Origin of the sequence: Bordetella flabilis (assembly GCF_001676725.1) — a bacterium.
GTDB classification, from domain to species: domain Bacteria; phylum Pseudomonadota; class Gammaproteobacteria; order Burkholderiales; family Burkholderiaceae_B; genus Bordetella_C; species Bordetella_C flabilis.
The window spans coordinates 3,097,259-3,115,582 of sequence record NZ_CP016172.1; the positions used below are offsets into that span (position 1 = coordinate 3,097,259).

The 18,324-nt window shown below is 66.1% G+C and carries 16 protein-coding genes; 2 read left to right on the plus strand and 14 right to left on the minus strand.

The annotated features are described in order from the left end of the window. Positions 1–2: 2 nt before the first annotated feature. The 10 genes from BAU07_RS13500 to BAU07_RS13545 all read right to left on the minus strand — a co-directional run bounded on the left by BAU07_RS13500 (position 3) and on the right by BAU07_RS13545 (position 10,204). The gene (locus tag BAU07_RS13500; RefSeq protein WP_198168795.1) at positions 3–1,217 is read right to left on the minus strand and encodes an enolase C-terminal domain-like protein; all 1,215 of its coding nucleotides are present in this window, start codon (positions 1,215–1,217) and stop codon (positions 3–5) included. 145 nt (positions 1,218–1,362) lie between these two features. Beyond that, positions 1,363–2,253 (minus strand): LysR family transcriptional regulator, encoded by an 891-nt coding sequence (locus BAU07_RS13505; protein WP_066658545.1) that lies wholly within the window; start codon positions 2,251–2,253, stop codon positions 1,363–1,365. A gap of 211 nt (positions 2,254–2,464) precedes the next feature. Beyond that, complete coding sequence (locus tag BAU07_RS13510; RefSeq protein ID WP_066658559.1) at positions 2,465–3,832, minus strand: MmgE/PrpD family protein; 1,368 nt, start codon at positions 3,830–3,832, stop codon at positions 2,465–2,467. Between the two features lie 4 nt (positions 3,833–3,836). Next, on the minus strand, positions 3,837–4,721 hold the full coding sequence (locus BAU07_RS13515; protein ID WP_066658563.1) for an amidohydrolase family protein: 885 nt from the start codon (positions 4,719–4,721) through the stop codon (positions 3,837–3,839). 6 nt (positions 4,722–4,727) lie between these two features. After that, the gene (locus BAU07_RS13520) at positions 4,728–5,702 is read right to left on the minus strand and encodes a Bug family tripartite tricarboxylate transporter substrate binding protein (protein WP_066658566.1); all 975 of its coding nucleotides are present in this window, start codon (positions 5,700–5,702) and stop codon (positions 4,728–4,730) included. A 171-nt stretch (positions 5,703–5,873) separates the two neighbouring features. Then, complete coding sequence (locus BAU07_RS13525) at positions 5,874–6,680, minus strand: NAD-dependent epimerase/dehydratase family protein (protein WP_066658568.1); 807 nt, start codon at positions 6,678–6,680, stop codon at positions 5,874–5,876. Next, entirely contained in the window at positions 6,680–7,630 is a 951-nt protein-coding gene (locus tag BAU07_RS13530; RefSeq protein WP_066658569.1) for an SMP-30/gluconolactonase/LRE family protein, read from the minus strand. Before BAU07_RS13530 ends, BAU07_RS13525 begins: the two co-directional genes overlap by 1 nt. Positions 7,631–7,637: 7 nt before the next feature. Continuing rightward, positions 7,638–8,786 carry a mandelate racemase/muconate lactonizing enzyme family protein gene (locus tag BAU07_RS13535; protein WP_066658571.1) on the minus strand — a complete coding sequence of 383 codons (1,149 nt, stop codon included), beginning with the start codon at positions 8,784–8,786 and terminating at the stop codon, positions 7,638–7,640. Positions 8,787–8,843: 57 nt separating this feature from the next. Then, positions 8,844–9,356 carry an MFS transporter gene (locus BAU07_RS13540; RefSeq protein ID WP_066658573.1) on the minus strand — a complete coding sequence of 171 codons (513 nt, stop codon included), beginning with the start codon at positions 9,354–9,356 and terminating at the stop codon, positions 8,844–8,846. Next, complete coding sequence (locus tag BAU07_RS13545; RefSeq protein ID WP_066658576.1) at positions 9,353–10,204, minus strand: MFS transporter; 852 nt, start codon at positions 10,202–10,204, stop codon at positions 9,353–9,355. Before BAU07_RS13545 ends, BAU07_RS13540 begins: the two co-directional genes overlap by 4 nt. 194 nt (positions 10,205–10,398) lie before the next feature. Between BAU07_RS13545 and BAU07_RS13550 the strand changes: the two genes are divergently transcribed. Together BAU07_RS13550 and BAU07_RS13555 are read left to right on the plus strand one after the other, a co-directional pair. After that, entirely contained in the window at positions 10,399–11,328 is a 930-nt protein-coding gene (locus BAU07_RS13550; RefSeq protein ID WP_066658579.1) for a LysR family transcriptional regulator, read from the plus strand. A 136-nt stretch (positions 11,329–11,464) separates the two neighbouring features. Continuing rightward, a complete protein-coding gene (locus BAU07_RS13555; RefSeq protein ID WP_066658582.1) occupies positions 11,465–13,753 on the plus strand; it encodes a phosphocholine-specific phospholipase C in 2,289 nt (762 codons plus the stop codon). 20 nt (positions 13,754–13,773) lie between these two features. Here the strand turns inward: BAU07_RS13555 and BAU07_RS13560 are convergent, their stop codons facing one another. The 4 genes from BAU07_RS13560 to BAU07_RS13575 form a co-directional block, all read right to left on the minus strand. Next, positions 13,774–15,129, minus strand: coding sequence for a type II toxin-antitoxin system HipA family toxin (locus tag BAU07_RS13560; protein WP_066658584.1), 1,356 nt, complete (start codon positions 15,127–15,129; stop codon positions 13,774–13,776). Further along, on the minus strand, positions 15,126–15,446 hold the full coding sequence (locus BAU07_RS13565; RefSeq protein WP_066658586.1) for a helix-turn-helix transcriptional regulator: 321 nt from the start codon (positions 15,444–15,446) through the stop codon (positions 15,126–15,128). The genes BAU07_RS13560 and BAU07_RS13565 overlap by 4 nt, the downstream gene beginning before the upstream one ends. A 148-nt stretch (positions 15,447–15,594) precedes the next feature. Continuing rightward, the gene (ampH, locus tag BAU07_RS13570; protein WP_066658588.1) at positions 15,595–16,737 is read right to left on the minus strand and encodes a D-alanyl-D-alanine-carboxypeptidase/endopeptidase AmpH; all 1,143 of its coding nucleotides are present in this window, start codon (positions 16,735–16,737) and stop codon (positions 15,595–15,597) included. 44 nt (positions 16,738–16,781) lie between these two features. Beyond that, on the minus strand, positions 16,782–18,320 hold the full coding sequence (locus BAU07_RS13575; RefSeq protein ID WP_066658590.1) for a serine hydrolase: 1,539 nt from the start codon (positions 18,318–18,320) through the stop codon (positions 16,782–16,784). Positions 18,321–18,324: the final 4 nt, after the last annotated feature.

Below are 18,324 nucleotides of genomic sequence, written 5' to 3' on the forward strand. Positions count from 1 at the left end.
CCCTACCAGTCGACGATGGTGCCGTCATCCAGCACGGCACCGGTGGCATGCATGACTTCCTGCTTGAAGGGATGCCGGGCCGCTTCCTTTTCGTTGATCTCCACGCCCAGCCCGGGCGCATGCGGCACTTCCCAATAAGTGCCGATCCGCTTGAGCGGCGTCTGCACTACGTCGTCATACCAGGGCACGGCGCCGCTCATTTCTTCCTGTATCACGAAGTTCGGCGTGGATACGTCGTAGTGCAGCGCCGCCACGCCGGCAATCGGACCGTTGGGATTGTGCGGCGCGATACCGATCAGCTCGGCTTCGGCGACGGCGGCGATACGTTTGCCTTCCAGCAGCCCGCCGGTGTGGTTCAGGTCCGGTTGGGCGACGTGGAGCGCCTTGCCGGTCAGCACGGGCATGAACTCATGCAGTCCGACCAGCCGTTCGCCTGACGCGATGGGACATGGCGAGCGCAGCGCGACTTCGCGCAGCGCGGCCGTATCGCCGGGCTGCACGGGCTCTTCGCAGAACATCGGACGGTAAGGAGCAAGCTCCTGGATGAAGCCGAGCGCGGCCGCGATGGAGCCAGGACGCCCATGGAAGTCGACCATGATGTCGACCCCATCGCCCACGGCGCTGCGCACCGTTTCCATCAGCCTGCCGACATGCTTGCGCGCACCGACCGAGGCGACGTGGTTGCCATACGGTATGAACACCACTTTCAGGGCGTCGTAGCCCTTCTCCACCACTTGAAGCGCGCTATCGCGCAGCTTGCCATGGTCGAAGGTTTCATACACCGCCTTCATGTCGCCCAGTCCCAGGTGGGTGTACAGCCTCACCTTCTCGCGCACCTTGCCGCCCAGCAGGCGCCAGACCGGCACGTTCAGGCTTTTGGCATGGATATCCCACAGCGCGTGTTCGATACCGCTGATCGCAGTGACACCGATGATTCCCAGCTTGTAATAGCTGTGTTTGTGCATGGCACGCACGCATTGTTCGATGTCGCGCGGATCGCGGCCGACCAGCAATTGTTCCAGGTCTTCGACCGCGCCGGTCACGGCGCGTGTCTTCCAGTTCAGGCTGGCTTCGCCCCACCCGTACAGGCCGTCCTGGTCCGTTTGCACCTTGACGAATATCCAGTTGCGCATTTCGGCGTTCACGACGATGGTGCGCACACTGACGATCTTTATTCGCGACCCGGACTCGGGGGCCGCACTCTGCACGCTGGGCATGGCGTTGTCTCCTGCGTTTATCGTTTTCTTGCCGGACAAGATAGGAGCGCAGGTAGAAAACTTCCAATTCTTTTTTTGACTCTTTTGAGTAGTTTTGCTTATCAGTGGCGCCGATGCCGCCCGTCGCGCGCAGGGCTCCCGGTCGCTAGCGCACTTTGGCGCCCACGCGCTGGGCGGTTTCCAGGAAGACCTTCATGGCCGGTGAAACGTCGCCGGCGTCGTAGGCGATCCCCAGCGACAGGTACGGCATGACGCCCGACAACCTGCGGAAAACCACTCCCGGGCGAGGCAGCAATTGGTATTCGGAAGCGATGAAGCCGATCCCGAAATCCGCCGCCGCCATCGCGATGATGGATTGCGCCGGCGTCGTTTCCAGGATTACCTTGGGGCTGAACCCTTCGCCCTGGCACAGGCTGATGATGTGGTCGTACAGCTGCGGGCCGATATTCCGGGGAAAAATGATGAACTGCTCGTTGGCGAGGTCCCGCACGGCGAGGCGCTTGCGCTGCGCCAGGGGATTGCGGTCCGACAGCACGATGTGGAACGCCGTGGTGGCGATGGTCTGGCAGGACAGCGATGCGTCTTCCAGGGGCGGATGGACGATGCCCAACTGGATGGTCCGATTGCGCAGCGCCTGCTCCTGCTCGGCGGTCGTCATATCGTGGACGACGATGCCGACGTCGGGCAGCCGTTTGTTGAACTCGCGCACGATTTCGGGAAACACGATATACAGCGCGGGCGCCGTCACCCCTATGGTCAGTTGCCCGATTTCCCCCTTTTCCGTGCGACGCGCCATCGCGACCGCGCGGTCCATGCCACGCAGGATTTTGCGCACTTCGTCGAGGAATACCTGTCCCGTGCGGGTCAGCGAAACATGTCGCTTGTTGCGGTACACCAACTGCACCTGCAATTGATCCTCCAGCGCCCGCAACTGCTGGCTGAGGGCGGGTTGGGTCATGTGGCATCGCACCGCGGCGCGGTGGAAATGCAGTTCCTCGGCCAGGGCCAGAAAGCATTCGAGGCGGCGGCGGTCCATGGCGGGCTCCGGTGAATGTGCCGCGATGATAGCAACACGCCTGCATGGCAACACGCCTGCCGCAGGCCCGCACGTGGCGTGCGAGCGCCCCGGCGTCCGAATGCGCCGCGCGCCACGGCGCAACGCGAGGCGGACCACCCTTCGGGTGCGGCCTTGGCGCTGGCCGCCGGCGCATTCATGCGTGGGACGTTGCCGCGCCCCCGATGCCCTGTCAGGCACGCAATAGCGACATAAGGCTGGCCACCGAGGACAAGTGCTCCAGTTGCATGACGGCCTGCACGACTTCCTCGGCACGCGCGACGCCCAGCACTGGCGCGGCCAGCGCGTGGAATTTCTGTTGTACCTGGCCGTCGTCCATGGGGCGATCGACGTCGCCCTGCGGTATCTCCACCGTGACGGTATGCCGGGCTCCGCCCACCAGCGCGGCGTGCAACACCGCCGGCCGTCCGCGCGGCCAGCGCCGTTCCAGTTCGGCGCTGGGCTCCACACGAATGCGCGACATCAGGGCTGCGACGTCGGGGTCCGCCCACCGTCCGTTGTCGAATTGCCCATGTTCCAACCGTCCGTCCAGCAAGGCCATGGCGACGCAGCATGGCAGGCTGTGGTCCGCGGTTTCCCGGTTGGCGGGGCGGTACTTGGCGGGGTCGGCGGTGCGCCGCGCGGTCTTGCCGTGCACGCCGACGACCAGTTCCTGTATCTCCCGCACCGCGCCGCCCAGGCGGTCGCGCAACGCGATCGCCGCCTCCACGGGCGATTGCAAGGTGTATTGCACCGGATAGCGTTTCAGGCTGACGCGTTCGCTGCGGCTGGCCCCGGACGCAAGGTCGAAGCCCTCGATGCCCTGGCCTGCGCCTTCCAGGCGTGCGCTGGCCCACAGGCCCTCGAAGATGTCCAGCGGTCCCGTGAAACCGCTCGCCGCCAATCGCGTGGTCAACAGCGCCTCCATGGATGGCAGGCAATAGCCCAGGGTCTTCGCCATGCTCAGGCGGCCGTCGGCCAGGACGGACAAGGTCAAATGCCGGTACGCCCCGAGCGCGACGGCGTGCGCCAGCGGTCCGGCCGCCATGGCGCGCGCCTTGCCGATGACCAGCGGCGCCACGAAGCCGGCGGCGCTCACGTGATGCATGCCCATGGCCTCGAACGAAAAACTGTCGGCCAGGCGGATCTGCGCCTCGTAGCCGACGGCGATGGCCTCGATCAGGCGCCGGCCGTCGCCACCGCACGCTTCGACGCATGCCAGCGCCAAGGGAATGTTTTCGCTGGGGTGGCACACGTCCCGCGCCCAGTACACATCATTGAAATCCAGGTAGCGTGTCAAGGCGCCATTGACCAGCACAGCGCTTTCCAGTGCTACTCCTCCCCCGCCGATGAGCGACGCGGTATCGCCGGGTCCCGCCGGCAAGCGCGCTTCACCGGCCAGGATGCGCAGGGGTTCGGCGTGCAGGGCGCCCACGGCGCACCCCAGGCTGTCGAGGACCAGCCGCCGGATGGCGGCCACGCTGCGCGCGGACAAGTCCTGATAGCGCAGTTCGCTGCAATACCGGGCAAGTTTCTCGGCAAGGCTGCTGTCTTGCGCCATGGCATCAATCCTCGAATCCATATAGCGTCGCGGGGTTGTCGACGAGAATGCCGCGCCAAGTATCGGCGTCGGTCCAACCGGCCAGCAAGTCCAGCAGCCGGCCTACGTCAGGCGGCGGGCCGGCCATTTGTACGTGCGGCCAATCCGAGCCCCACACCGCATGTCCCGGATTGGCACGCAACAACGCGTCGTGGAACGGAAAACAGCGGTTGCCACGATCGGCTTCGATCCCGGCAAAGCGATATACCGCGGATAATTTGATCCAGGCAATGCCATCGCCCAGCAGACCCAGCAGGGTCTGGAACGCCGGCGCTTGCACGCCATCCCCGATGCGGGGCTGGCCCAGGTGGTCGAACACCAGCGGCAGGTCCAGCCCGCGCAGCATGGGTTCCGACAGGAGCAAGACCTCGGGATCTATCCACAATTGCGCATGCCAGCCCAGTTCGCGCATCGGGCCGGCCAAGCGGGCCAGCGCCTGCAGGTCCGCCACCGCGCGATGCCCTTGCTCGGCGGGGAACTGCTTGAAGCGCAGGCCGCGCACGCCCAGTTCATGCATATCGCGCAAGCACTTTGGCGATATGTCGGGCGCCACGACGGCCACGCCGCGCAGCCGGCCCGGATAGCGGCGCAAGGCGTCGAGCATGGCCCGGTTGTCCGTGCCATAGCTGCTGCTCTGCACCAGGACGGCGCGCGCGATGCCCACTTCATCGTGCATGTCCAGGCAGGCCTCGATCGGCACGTCGGCCGCGGGAACGTAGCGCCCCGCCGCGGCGTACGGAAAGCGCAGCCGCGGCCCCAGCACGTGCAGATGACTGTCGCAGGCGCCAGCTGGAAGGATGTGCCGGGGACTGCTGTAGGCCGGCTGGCAGGCGGACGCGCCGTGTTCCATGGCGTTTCAGTTCGGTCGGATGTGGGATTCCTTTACGACCTTGGCCCATTTGGCCGTGTCGTCGAGGATCATCTTTTCCATCTGCTCGGGCGTGTTGGCCAGCGGGATGGAGCCGGTCTCCTGAATCTGCTTGCGCACGCCGGGAGAATTGATGGTGCGCACCAGGTCCGCATGCAACTTCTGCACGATCGCTTCCGGCGTGCCGCGCGGCGCGACGACGCCGAACCAAGAGATCGCCTCGTAGCCCGGCAGCCCCGACTCGGCCGCGGTCGGTACATCGGGCAAGTCCGGCACGCGAACGGACGACGTCACGGCGAGCGCGCGCAGTTTCCCGCTCTTGACCAGTTGCACCACCGGCGGCGTGGTGGTGAAGTTCAGGGCGACTTCGCCGCCCAGGACGGCGCTGACCGAAGGCGCGCTCCCCTTGTAGGGAACGTGCAGCATGTCGGTGCCGGTCATGGCCTTGAACATTTCGCCGGCCAGTTGCCCGGGCGACGCATTCCCTGTGGACGCGAAAGCCAGTTTGCCGGGCTCGGACTTCGCCAGCGCAATCAGTTCCTTCACGGAATGCGCCGGCAGCGCCGTGTTGGCGACGATGATATTGGGCACGGTCGCGATGACCGTGACCGGAACGAAATCCTTCACCGGGTCGTAAGCCAGCTTGTCGTACAGCGACGGGCTGATCGTCAGCGGGCCGCCCGAGCCCATCAGCAGGGTATATCCGTCCGGCGCGGCACGGGCCGCCATCTCGGTCCCGATCATCCCGCTGGCCCCAGGCCGGTTGTCGATGATGATGGACTGGCGCCATTCCTTGCCCAACTGCTGGAACACGGTGCGTGCCAGGATGTCCGTGCTGCCGCCCGGCGGAAATGGCACGATGACCCTTATGGGGCGCGAGGGGTAATCCTGCGCGGCGGCGTTGAAGGCCAGGCCGGTCGCCATTGCGGCGAGGACCAGCGCGGCTTTGATGCGGATCAACATGCTCTGTCTCTTTATCGTTGGAATGTCGGCGCGTTCACCGTCATCGGTATGGTGGCAGCCGCGTCGACTGCATATATTATCCCTCGATCAATTAAAGCGGGAAGATTTGCCGCGAAGGCTGCCTTGTGCGGCCGGAATGGCGCCCCTGCACGATCAGGCGCCGCCCCGCCATCACGCTATCCGCCGCAGGTCGCCGTCGAATTCGACCATGCAGCCGAAACCGCCATGGAACAAGGCCTCCCGCGCGTCTTCGTCGGACGCCTTGCTCCGGATTTGGGCCGACCATGCGTTCGCGTTGTCCTGTGGCTGGTATCCAAGGAAGGCCGCATGGCCGTTGTCCCACCTGCCGGCATCATTGCCGGAAACGCCATATACCACGACGTAGTGATAGTTCGGATGATCGATGCAGCGGCGTGTCAGTTGCACCATGTCGCGGTGGCTGATCCACGTCGCCAGATGCCGCGGGGCTGTCGGCGTGTCGTCGGGCCGGAACGACCCGATACGCAGGCAGGCGACGCTCACCCCGTGCTTGTCCGCATACAGCCGACCCAGCGCTTCGCCAAACGCCTTGGAGACCCCATAGCGGCTGTCCGGCCGCGGCAACGACAGGCCGTCCAGCACCTGGTCACGGCGGTGAAAACCCACCGCGTGGTTCGAACTCGCGAATACCACCCGCTTCACCCCCATGCGATAGGCGGCCTCGAACACGTTGTAGCAGCCGTCAATGTTCATCTCGCGTATGCGGGGCCAGGCGTCCTCGTCGGGTATGCCGGCAAGATGCACCACGCAGTCCACGTCCCGCATGGCCTCCACCATCGCGGCCGGGTCACGGATATCCGCCTGCACGATTTCCTCGCCCGAGCCAGCCGGCGCCTGCTCCGCGATGTCGGCAAGCCTCAGCATGTAATGGCCCCGCATGCCTGCGCGCAATGCGCGGCCGATGTGGCCCGCGGCGCCTGTAATGAGGATTCTTTTCATCATGGCTCCTGTTCGGGGGCGTCGTGGGCCGCCGCTGCCCCGGGCAACCCCGTGCGCGCCGCGCCTTCCCATTCGAAGGTCAGGATCGTGCCGGTGGCTGATTCGGTAACGAACGCCTGGCAGCCGCCGGGCGCGAAGGCGATATTGGTGGTCGCCTTGCCCAGCGGCGAGCGATAACGCCGCACTGTTTCGCCCTCCGGCGTCACGACGAACACGGCCCCCAGCGATACGTGCGCCACGAACAGCGTGCCCGTGGTGTCCATGGCGAGCCCGTCCGGACCGCCGACGCCAAAGAAGCCGCAGAAGCGGCCGACCTTGGCCGTGCCACCGTCCGCGAACAGCGGCACCCGCCAGACCGCGTTGTCCCGCGTCATGGCGACGAACAGGGCCGATTCATCCGGCGCCAGGACCAGCCCGTTGGGACTGGGGCCGTTGTCGACCAGCACGTCCAGGCGTCCGCATGGGGACAGCCTGTATACGCGCCCCGTCGGGTCGTGCAGACCGGTCTGCCCCTGGTCGGTGAAGTACAGGTCGCCGTTGCCGGCGAAGACGAGATCATTGGGCCCCTTGAAACGCTCGCCGTTGCGGCGCGCCAGCACGGGCTCGACGGCGCCCGTCGCGATTTCGACGCGCAGGATGCCGTTGCGGTAGTCGGCCACATAAAGATGCCGGCCCGCCGGGTGCAGGGCCAGGCCGTTGGGCTCCCCATCGTATTCCGCGACTACGGACCACCGGCCAGTGGGCGCAATGCAGAAGATACGGCCATGCGGGATATCGACGACATACAGGTTGCCGTGGGCATCGAAGCAAGGCCCTTCGAGGAATCCGTCCACCGCCCTGCCCTGCGCCTGCGCCATCGACCACGGCGTGACGCGGGGCCGCCGGAATTCATCGGGCATGCGCTGCCACACTGCCATCTCCCGCGCCTCCAGGCTGCCCAGGTTCATCATGGCCGGCTCACTGGCATATCTGCCATACCTGGCCGCCCCCGGCGGCGGGCACGCCATAGCGGTCGATCGCGCCCGCGTCGAAGTCGAAGCCGAGTCCGGGGTCCGTCGGCAAGAGCAGTTGGCCTTGCTCGGCTACCAACTGACGGTCGATCAGCTTGCGGAAATTGACGATATGCGCGTCGGGCATGAATTCGGCATAGGTGGCATTGGGCGCCGATGCGACGGCGTGCACATGGACATCGTGCCAGGCATGGGGGGCCACCGACACGCCGAAACTGGCAGCCGTCGCCGCAATGCGGCGCCATTCCGTCAGGCCGCCGCACACCGTGGCGTCGGTCTGCAGCAAGGTGGTCGCGCCTCGTTCCAGCAAGTCCTTGAAACGCCAGCGGCCGGCCTCGATTTCGCCGGTGGCCACGGTGACGCGCGTGGCGCGCGCCAGGCGGGCATGGTTGTCGATGTCGTCCGGCGAAAATGGCTCTTCGATCCAATATGGGTCGTAGCGCTCGAAGCGACGCATGTATTCCAGGGCCGTGGGCAGATCCGGCCAGGCGTTGTTGGCGTCCAGCATCAGGCGCACGTCCGGGCCTATGGCCTCGCGCACGGCCGCCAGGCGCTTCTCCTCTTCGCGAGGCGAGAGCCGGCCGGTTTTCATCTTGACGGCGTCGAATCCGCTACTGACATGTCCGAGCATCTCCCCGGCCAGGGCATCGAGGTCCTTGCCAGGCCAGTAATAGCCCCCGCTGGCATAGGCCGGCACGCGATCGTGCGCGGCGGCGCCCAGATAGCGGAACAGCGGCAGTCCGGCGCTGCGCGCATTCAGGTCCCACAAGGCGATATCCAGGGCCGACAGCGCACGCATGACCACGCCCGCGCGGCCCTGCAGCAGCGCCTCCTGGTACATCGACTGCCACAGTCCTTCGACACGCAAGGATTCATCGCCCAGGATGATGGGCGCCAGCAGGTCGGTCACCGCGGAGCACAGCAGCTTGCCGGAAGTGTTCACCGCGTAGCAATACCCTATGCCTTCCACGCCATCCGCGGCGCGTACGCGCACCAGGCAATATTCCCGGGCGGCCACCGTGCGGGTGGAGAAAGTGACCGGGCTGTCGAGCGGCACGCGGGCCAGGCAAGCGGAAACGGATTCGATACGGGACATGGAAGATCTTCAGGAGAGTTCGAAGGCGGGGTTGGCGCACGGCCGGGGAAACGCGGCTCAGCCGGCCGCGGTATACGGGCGGGTCGGCACATCCGGTGGGGTGGCGGTCGCAGGCGCGAAGCGGGGCGCGGTCTCGCGCAGCTTTATGACACTGACGATGGTGATCAGCACATTCAACAGGAGGTAGGCCACCAGATACCAGGGCGCGCCGTTGCCGATGTTCAGCAGCCAGCTGGACAGCAAGGCCAGGGCCGCGCCCAGCACCGAACCGATCTGCTGGACGAAGGACAAACCCGTCGCCCTGCGCTCCACGGGAAAAAGCTCGGCAAAGAAAGCGGCTTGCGCTCCGTACATCGGGCCATGGCCGAAGGCCAGCGCGAAGATGATGGCGCCCCACAACAATGCGATGTCATGGACGGACGCCGCATAGAACACGAGCGGCGCCCCCACCAGGCACAGCGTGGCGCCCAGCAGATAAACGGGACGGCGCCCATAGCGGTCGGACGCCATGCCATACCAAGGCAACAACAGCGATTCGACGATGAGCGCGACCAGCGTGGCTTCGGTCAAGGGGCCTTGGCAATGCCCTGGTTGACGGCGTACGCCACGATCAGCACCGAATACGCCGAAAACGTCACGCTCTCCGCGAGCTTCGCGCCGACGCCGTACCACGTTTCGCGGGGATACTGGCGCAGTACGTCGCGCAGCGGTGTGCGGACTTCCTTCTGGCGCGCGCGGGCTTCCAGGAATTCCGGCGCATCGGCCAGGTGCACGCGGATGTACAGCCCCAGCGCGACAAGGATCCCGGCCAGCAGGAACGGCACCCGCCAGCCCCAGGCGAGAAAAGCTTCATTCGACATGTTCGCCGTGAGCAGCGCGAACAGGCCCAGCGGCAGCAGGTAGCCAAGCGGCGCGCCAAGCTGGATAAAGCTGGCGTAGAAGCCACGCCTCGGCGCGGGGGCGTGCTCGCAGGCAATCAGAATGGCATTGGCTTGTTCGCCTCCGATGGAAAAGCCATGCAGGATGCGTACCAGCAGCAAAGCCAGTGGCGCCCAGACGCCAATGACCTCGTAGGTGGGAAGGAGGCCGACCGCGAAGGTGCTGATGCCGGATATCAGCAAGGTGATGACCAGCGCCGTCTTCCGGCCCTTGCGGTCGCCCATCGGCCCGAAGAACAGCCCGCCCAACGGTCGCGCCACAAAGCCGACCGCGTAGGTGGAAAGCGCGATCAACGTCCCCACCAGCGGCGACACGCTCGGGAAGAAGACATGGTTGAAGGCAAGCACGGAGGCGGTCGCGAAGATGAAGAAGTCGTACCATTCCACGGTACTGCCGATGGTCGATGACACGATGACGCGGCGCAGGCTGATGGGCCGGCGTGGCGGCGCGGTATTGCGCGCGGACACTGCAGCATGCATGGTTTGTCTCCTGGTTGGAAACGGCGGCGTGTAGTTATGGCGCCAGCGATGGCCGAGCCGTCCGTCGCGGGAAAGTCTAGGAGCCGCCCATCCAAATAACAAATCGATAGTTCATATAAACTGATCGGAAAAACGAATCGCCGAATCGGCACCCGGCGCAGCGTGCCCAGCATGTCCGGCGGCAAGGAGCGACATTGGGCACCAACCTATCGACCCGCCATTTGCGTGCCTTCGTGGCCCTCGTGCATACGCGCAGCTTCACGCGGGCCGCCGCCGCGTGCCATTTGTCGCAGCCGGCCTTCAGTGCGGTAATCCAGAGCCTCGAGGAACATGCCGGCGTGCGGTTATTCACGCGAACGCCCCGCAGCATTGCCTTGACGCCGGAGGGAACGCTGTTCGAGGCCTACGCCATCCGCTTGCTGCACGACTTCGACCGGGCCTTCAAGGAATTGGAAGACCACGTATCCCGGCGCAAGGGGCGCGTGGCCATCGCCACGCTGGCATCGCTGGCCGGCGGCGAACTGCCGCCGGTCATCCTGGAATTTCGCCGCCGCTATCCCGGCATCGAGGTCAGCCTGAAAGACGTGACGGCCGATGTGTGCCTTGAACTGCTGCGCGCGGACCAGGTGGACTTCGCCGTGACAGCGGCCATCGCGCCCGCGCTGGACCTGACCAGTACGCCGCTCACGTCCGACGGTTTCCACCTGGTATGCCGGCGCGATCATCCCCTGGCCCGGCGCAAGAAGCTGGCAGCGGACGAAGTCATCAACCTGCCGATGGTTCGCTTCGCGCGCAGCAGCAGTATCCGCCAGCATCTGGATGCCGCGTTCTATCCGCGGCAACTGATAACGGAAATGGAGGTCTACAACCTGATGACCGCCGCCGGCCTGGTGGCGCGCGGCATCGGCGTCACACTGGTACCTACGCTCGCGCTGTTTGAGTTCCAGGTCCAGGGCCTGGTGGCGATTCCCGTCGCGCTGCCTATCCCCGACCGGGAGATCTGCGTGATACGCCGCAAGGATGCGGCCGATTCCGTGGCGGCGGCGGCCTTCGTCGATCTGCTGCGCGCCCGCTGGGGCCGGCGCGCGAAGGCGGCGGGACGCCCCGGGCGCCCGGGAAGGTAGCCGCAATCAGAACTCATATGTGGAACGTCTGTTACGTTGCGGATTATGGTGCATCACGGTTACGTCATATGCGCTCGCTAGCCTCTGTACGCCGCCGCTTCACGCGGGGGTCGATCCATGCAAGGACTCACACGAGATGACCTCCCGCCGCAAGTTTCTCCAGAACGTCGCGACCTCAGGCCTGTCGGCCGCCGCGCTCGCGACTTTCCCGCCCAGTATCCGTCGCGCGCTGGCCATTCCAGCGCATCACGACACGGGCACCATCAAGGACGTCCAGCACGTCGTGCTGTTGATGATGGAGAACCGGTCGTTCGACAGCTATTTCGGCACATTCAAGGGCGTGCGCGGCTACGGGGACCGCTTCGCCGTGCCCGCATCCAATGGCCAGAACGTCTTTTTCCAGACCTACACGAAAACCGAGCCGGCCACGATCTGCACGTCCTATCACCTCGACGAAACCCAGGGTAACGCGCTGCGTGCCGGCAGTACGCCGCATACCTGGTCCGATTCCCAAGCGGCCTGGGACCACGGCCGCATGAGCCGCTGGCCGGACGCCAAGACTCCCCTGTCGATGGGCTATTACGAAACCGCCGAAGTGCCGTTCCAGCGGGCGTTGGCCGACGCCTTCACGCTGTGCGATCACTATCACTGTGGCATGCATGCCGGCACCATCGCCAACCGGCTGTTCTATTTTTCGGGCACCAACGGACCTAGCGGCGTCAGCCCGGCCGACGGCGGAAAAACATCCGTCGCGGTGCTCAATAACCAGTACAACGCCGGCAACGATATCGGGCCGTCCACCGAAGGCTGGACATGGACCACGTATGCGGAACGCTTGCAGCAGGCCGGCGTGAGCTGGAAGGTCTATCAGAGCCTGATCGACAATTGCGGCTGCAACGAGATGATGAGTTTTCGGCACTGGCGCGCCCAGATCGAGCAGATGCCGCCGTCGCGCCGTCCCGTCTACGTCCCCAGGACCGACATCACGCAGCCGGCCACGCTGGCTGGTCCGTTTTACGATCCCGCCGTCGACGACGCGCTGAGCCCGCTTGCCAAGGGCTTCGGCAATACCATGCCGCATGGCTTCCTGGAGACGTTCCGCGCCGACATCCAGGCCGGCACGCTGCCCGCCGTGTCGTGGATCATTCCGCCCTCGGTCTACAGCGAACATCCCGGCCCGTCGAGCCCGACCCAAGGCGGCTGGTACGTGCAGGAAGTGCTGGACGCACTGACCTCGAACCCGGAGGTCTGGAGCAAAACGGTCCTGCTGATCAACTTCGACGAGAACGACGGCTTCTTCGACCACCTGCCTCCGCCCAGCGCGCCCTCGCACAACCCGGATGGCAGCCTGGCCGGGGGCCATACCTTGTCGGATGCCGAGATCGCGGTCGAATACCACAACTACACGCCCGCCACGGCCAACCAGCCGGCCATGGACGGCCGCCCCTATGGCCCGGGGCCTCGCGTGCCGATGTGGGTAGTGTCGCCGTGGAGCCGGGGCGGCTGGGTCAACTCGCAGGTATGCGACCACACCTCGACGCTGCTTTTCCTGGAAAAGCGCTTCGGCGTCGTCGAGCCGCAGATCAGCAAATACCGCCGCGCGATCTGCGGCGACCTGACGAGCGCATTCAACTTCGCCGATCCCAACCGCGAGCCCCTGCCGGTCCTGAGCGGCAGCAAGACCAAGACCGAGGCGGACACGCTGGCCGCGTCCCAGCAGAACAGCCCGAAGATCCCCGCACCCGTGTCGCCCAGCCTGCCCGCGCAGGCTACCGGCGTGCGCCCTTCGCGCGCCCTGCCCTATGCCTTGCACACGCGCTGCGAGGCCGAGCGCGACAAGGTCAAGCTGCAGTTCATCAACGAAGGCAAGGCCGGCGCCGTGTTCCATGTGTACGACAAGCTGCATCTGGACCGGGTGCCGCACCGCTATGTCGTTGAGGCCGGCAAGTCGCTGAAAGCCAGTTGGGAAGTGGCCGACGATGGCGGCAAGTACGATCTGTGGGTGCTGGGCCCGAACGGCTACCACCGCCGTTACGCGGGCGACCTGGGCGCTGCGGGCAAGCGTCGCGCACCGAGGCCCGAGGTCGAACTGGTCAACGAGGGCGACAGTGGCCATGTCCGCCTGGAAGTGCGCAACGATGGCGACGACGAGGTGCGGTTCTCGGTCAAGTGGAACAAGGCGTATGGCGCCCTCTCGCCCAAGGGCGGGCAGTTCGAGCCGGAGCGCGACGGCGCGTGGACGGCCACCGTGCGCGGCGGCCACAAGGCCCAGATGACCTGGAAGTTGCGCGACAACGGCAACTGGTACGACCTGCTCGTGACCGCCGATTCGGACAGTCGCTTCACGCGGCGCCTGGCGGGACGGGTGGAGACCGGCGACCACTCGGTAAGCGATCCTGCCATGGGCATGGCGGACCGTTTCTGAGCCTGCCCGCGGGCGGCCGGTCAGCCGGGCCGCCCGCGGGGCCGGAAGCTTTCCAGGCGTGCCAATAATCTGTTCTTCATCTTTTCGCCGATGGCGGACTGCGCGATCAGTGCCGGCCAGTGCTGGAAGGCCTTGGCAGCGCACTGCCGCAACGCGGCCCATGCCGGCTTTTCCGGCAGGCCCAGCCGTGCGCAGAAATCGCGCACCACGACGGGCGTCAGCTCGGCGCCTGCCGCCGTTGCCGGGGTATCGCCGGCCGATCGTGGAAGCCATCGCAGTGCGCGGCCCGCCTTCACGATCCCGTAGGCAGCATAGCCGACCAGGTCGTAGGCTGGCGGCAGGTCCGGAGTGCGGCCATCGGAATAGCGCAGGCCGATGTTCTTCAAGTGCATGTCGGGATTGCCCATGAGATCGCTGACCAGGATGCGCCGCAATAGTTCATGCACGGCCGGTTCGCCCAACGAAGGCGTGGCCATCATTACGCCCGCGACGGTCAGATAATCCCCCGCGTACTTGTGTTCGGGCTGTACCGCCAGCACTTGCGCGAAGTCCTCGCAATGTACGCGTCCGGTCGGCGTGCCGGCGTCCCGGTCGTAGCGGAACACCGCCAGGAAGCGCGTATCCGGATCGACCCGCCCGAGATCGTAGCCGTGCTCCACGGCCAGCCGTCCCAGCGGGGCCAGTTCCGATTCGACGACCGACACGCCGGCAGCGGCGGCCAGGCGCAGCGACAAATGCTCCAGTTCGGGCAGCTGGGGATACTGCGGCACCGGCAGCTTGGCGATGACGTGGCGCACCTTGCGCCGGTCGGCCAGCTTGGTGCGGGCCACGAAGCGGTCGCCATGCTTGAGCACTGCCAGCTTGGCCTGGACACCCGAAACCGAGATGGCGTCCTCCAAGGGCGCCTCCACGACCGACATCTCCAGCGCGTCATTGTCCTGCGCGATATATCGCGTCAGGTCGGCACGCGACAGCGTGGCAGGCAGCGCATGGATATCGCCAGGAAGATCCTTGCCCGTGGCCGCCAGCAGCTCGAAGTGATCGTTGGGGCTGCACCCGCGCAACTCCGCGATGCGCGTGCGCAACGGCCCTTCGGGCAGCAGGTTCTGGAAAAAAGCCGGCAGCAGCCAGCCGCGGTCGGCTGCGTCCGACAAGGCGCCATTGAGCTGCGGCGCAGCCACGCCCGCCCAGAAGGCCGCCTGCGCCTGCGGGTCCCCCGCGAGAAAGGAATACGAGAGCACCGGCTGCCCGGGGTCGCGTGCGTAGCGATGGTCGGCCACGAAGCGGTTGATCACCTGATCGTGCGATAGCGCGTACTGGAACAGGATCCCGACGCGGCGCCTGCCCAACCGTATCTCGAGGGCCTTGACGTTCATTGCCGCTCCCCCGGGTCCGAGCCGCCGTCCGCGCCGCGCAAGCGTTTGCGGACCTGGTCGACGACGGTCTCCACGACCGGCGCCGCCGCCGTCGGCTGCAGGCCGCGGGCGGCGTTTTTGGGAACCAGGAGCAGCTCCAGTCCCAGGCGGTCCGCGAGCGCCAGCAGCGTACTGACACGGAAGTCCTCCGTGCCTTTGAACACGTTGACCAGCGTCTGGCGCGAGATGCCGGCTGCCTCGCGCAAGCCCTGCTGGGTCGTGCCGGCATCGCGAGCAGCCTGACGCAGCTGGGCGGAGATTTCGGCGATCGATGCCATGTCTAATATCCTGTACTTTTCAATAGTTATTCTACTAAATTAGACCACGAAAAAACTCACACGTCATGTCTAATTCAGTAGACCGACCAACGAAATGTACAGTATATTTTCGCTACACCGGGGTTCGACACTGGTTGTGGCGCGCGTACTAGCGCGGACTGAGGCTGGTGATCAGGTCCATCACGCCATGCTGCATGCCCTCGAACATCGCGAAGTCCACTTTGCCCACCGAAACGAAAACGCCGATGTGGCGTTGCGGCGACAGCGCGACGTAGCTCATGAAGCCGACCAGCCCCCCGCTCTTGCCCAATACGAAGGGCGTATTGCCATGAGGCATGGAGACCACCCAGCCCAGGCCCATGCCGGCGCCGCTGTCGGCCTCGACGCCCACGGCGCTCTTCAGGCCATCGTTCGGCCGATACAAGGCATGCGCCAGCGTGCGGGCTTCCGCCCCCGCGGCATCGCTGGACAGATGCCACCTGATCCATTTCGCCATATCGTCCGCGGTGGAATGCAGCCCGCCGCCCGCATCGAGCACCGACGGCGTATCCCAGGGATGGGCGGGCTTGCCATCGAAGTCGATGCCCCCCAACATGCGCTTTTGCTGCTCCGGGTTCAACCGGCCGACGGTGTCGTTCATTCCCAACGGCCCCGTCGTGTAGCGACGCAGCAGCTCCGGATACGGCGCGCCGCCGGCGCGGGCCAGCGCCTCGCCCAGCAGGCCGAAGCCGAAGTTCGAATACATGGCCACGGTGCCCGGCTTGTACGCCAGCTTGTGGTCCTTGAACCAGTTCCAGTAGCCCTGCGCCGTGTAGACGCCGTAGGGATTCTCGCCAGGCGCCGGCTCGTGATCGGGCGCTTCGCGCGGCAGCGAAGCCGAATGTGTGGCCAGGTCCAGCAGCGTGATGGTCCGCCCTTCGACGCTGGGGATCTGCACGCCGGCGGGGGCAAAGGCGGACAAGGGCGAGGTCAACGCCACCTTCTTGTCGGCCACCATCGCCGCGAGGACATCGCCGGCCAAGACTTTGGACAGCGAGCCGATGCGCACGATGGATTTGCCGTCGGGCTCGACGCCGCTGCCGGGACGTGTTTCGCCAAAGCCCTCGACGTAGACATCGTCGCCGCGTACCACCGCTATAACCATGGCGGGGCGACCCGCATTGAGCCATATCGAGGCGCCGGCAAAACTCGCCGCTTCGTTCAAGGCCAGGTCTTCGGCGTGCGCGCCCACGGACAGCGTCGACAGCGTCAGCGCGGCGACCAGCGCCCGCAGGGTGGATGGGACGGACATCGGGATACCTCCGTGATGGATGGTGGGGACGGCGCGGTTGGCCGCTATGGCAGATCGGAACGCGTGAACACCGCCTGGGGAATGTCCTCCAGCGGTGACAAGGTGAGCGCGCGGCTTGCTCCGCCGCCGTCCGGCAGGAAGGTGACGGCCATGTCCTGCAAGGCGGGCACGCGGAAGGTGTCGTCCTGCCAGCGCTGCAACGCACGTGGCGGCGCATGGCCGGCACGCAGTTGCAGATCGGCGCCGGCGGTTTCGATGACGATGTCGCCGTAGTACGGATGCGTGTACCGCCCCGTGTAGCGGGTCGCCGGGGCAATGGGGTGCGCGCCGCCAGGCGGCAGCCCATGCAGGCGACCGGGGCGATCCAGCAGTCCCTGCATGGCGTGGCGCCATTTCTCGTGCAGGGACGGCCACATGTCCTGGTCCGGCCGGTCGCGGAACAGCAGCGCCTGCAGCTTGTATTCCAGTGCGTCCGGAATGCCCATCGGGCCGCCGTTGGTCAGGATGACGATACCCAGGCGCTCGTTGGGCATGAAGGCGATGCGCGTGTTGATCCCCTCTTCGAAGGCGCCGTTATGCGCGAGCTCTTTGCGGCCATGGTCATCGCGCACTTCCAGGCCCAACCCGTAGTGCAATGCAGGGAATGCGCCGTTGACAATGGTCTGCGCGTTCTGTGTTTCGCGCAGCGGCGCTTCGGCCACGACCTGGCGTCCTTGCCACCGTCCGCCATCGATCTCGAAAGAGAGCCAGGCCAGCATGTCGTTGACGGTGGACGCCACGCCGCCCGCCGGGGCTTGCGCGTCGCGTGAATTGAACGCCACGGCACGGGCGCGGCCGTCCGCTACTTCATGCGCCGCGGCCCGGTCCGGCGCGGCCAGGTACGCCTCGCGGGAGACGACCGTGCGTCGCATGCCCAGCGGCCCGATGATCTTGCGGCGTACCAGTTCTTCCCAGTGCATGCCGGCCGCCTGGGCGGCGATTTCGCCGGCCAGCGTGATATTCCAGTTGGAATAGGCGTAGCGGGCCCGAAAGGCCGTCGCGGGCGGCAGGTAGCGCAGGCGCCGGAAGATTTCCGCGCGCCCATAGCCGAAGACCTCTTCGAGCTCGTCGCCGTAGAACGGGGCATAGCCGGTGCGCTGCGCAAGCAGGTCGCGCACGGTCATCTCGGCGGTGACATACGGGTCGTAGAAGCGGATGTCCCGCGCCAGCGCCGCCACCTTGTCGTCCCAATCCAGCTTGCCCTCGCCGACCAGCGCGGCCACCGAAGCGCCCGCGAGTGCCTTGGAGACGGACGCCAGCGGAAACAGCGTATCGGCCGTCACCGGCTTGCCCTCGCGGATGTCGGCGACCCCATAGCCGCGCGCGAGTACGGTCCGGCCATCGGCGACGATGCCGATCGCGATGCCAGGCACGCCACTGCGCCGCAGGATGTCCCTCACATAGGCGTCGAACTGCGGAAGGATGCGCTCGACCTCCGGGGCGGCCACGACGCGTTGCGACGCGCCGACGCCGTCATCGTCGAGGTTGTAGGCCTGCGCCGCGCCAACCATGCACGCCACCGCCGCCCACGCTGCCCAGTTCATACCA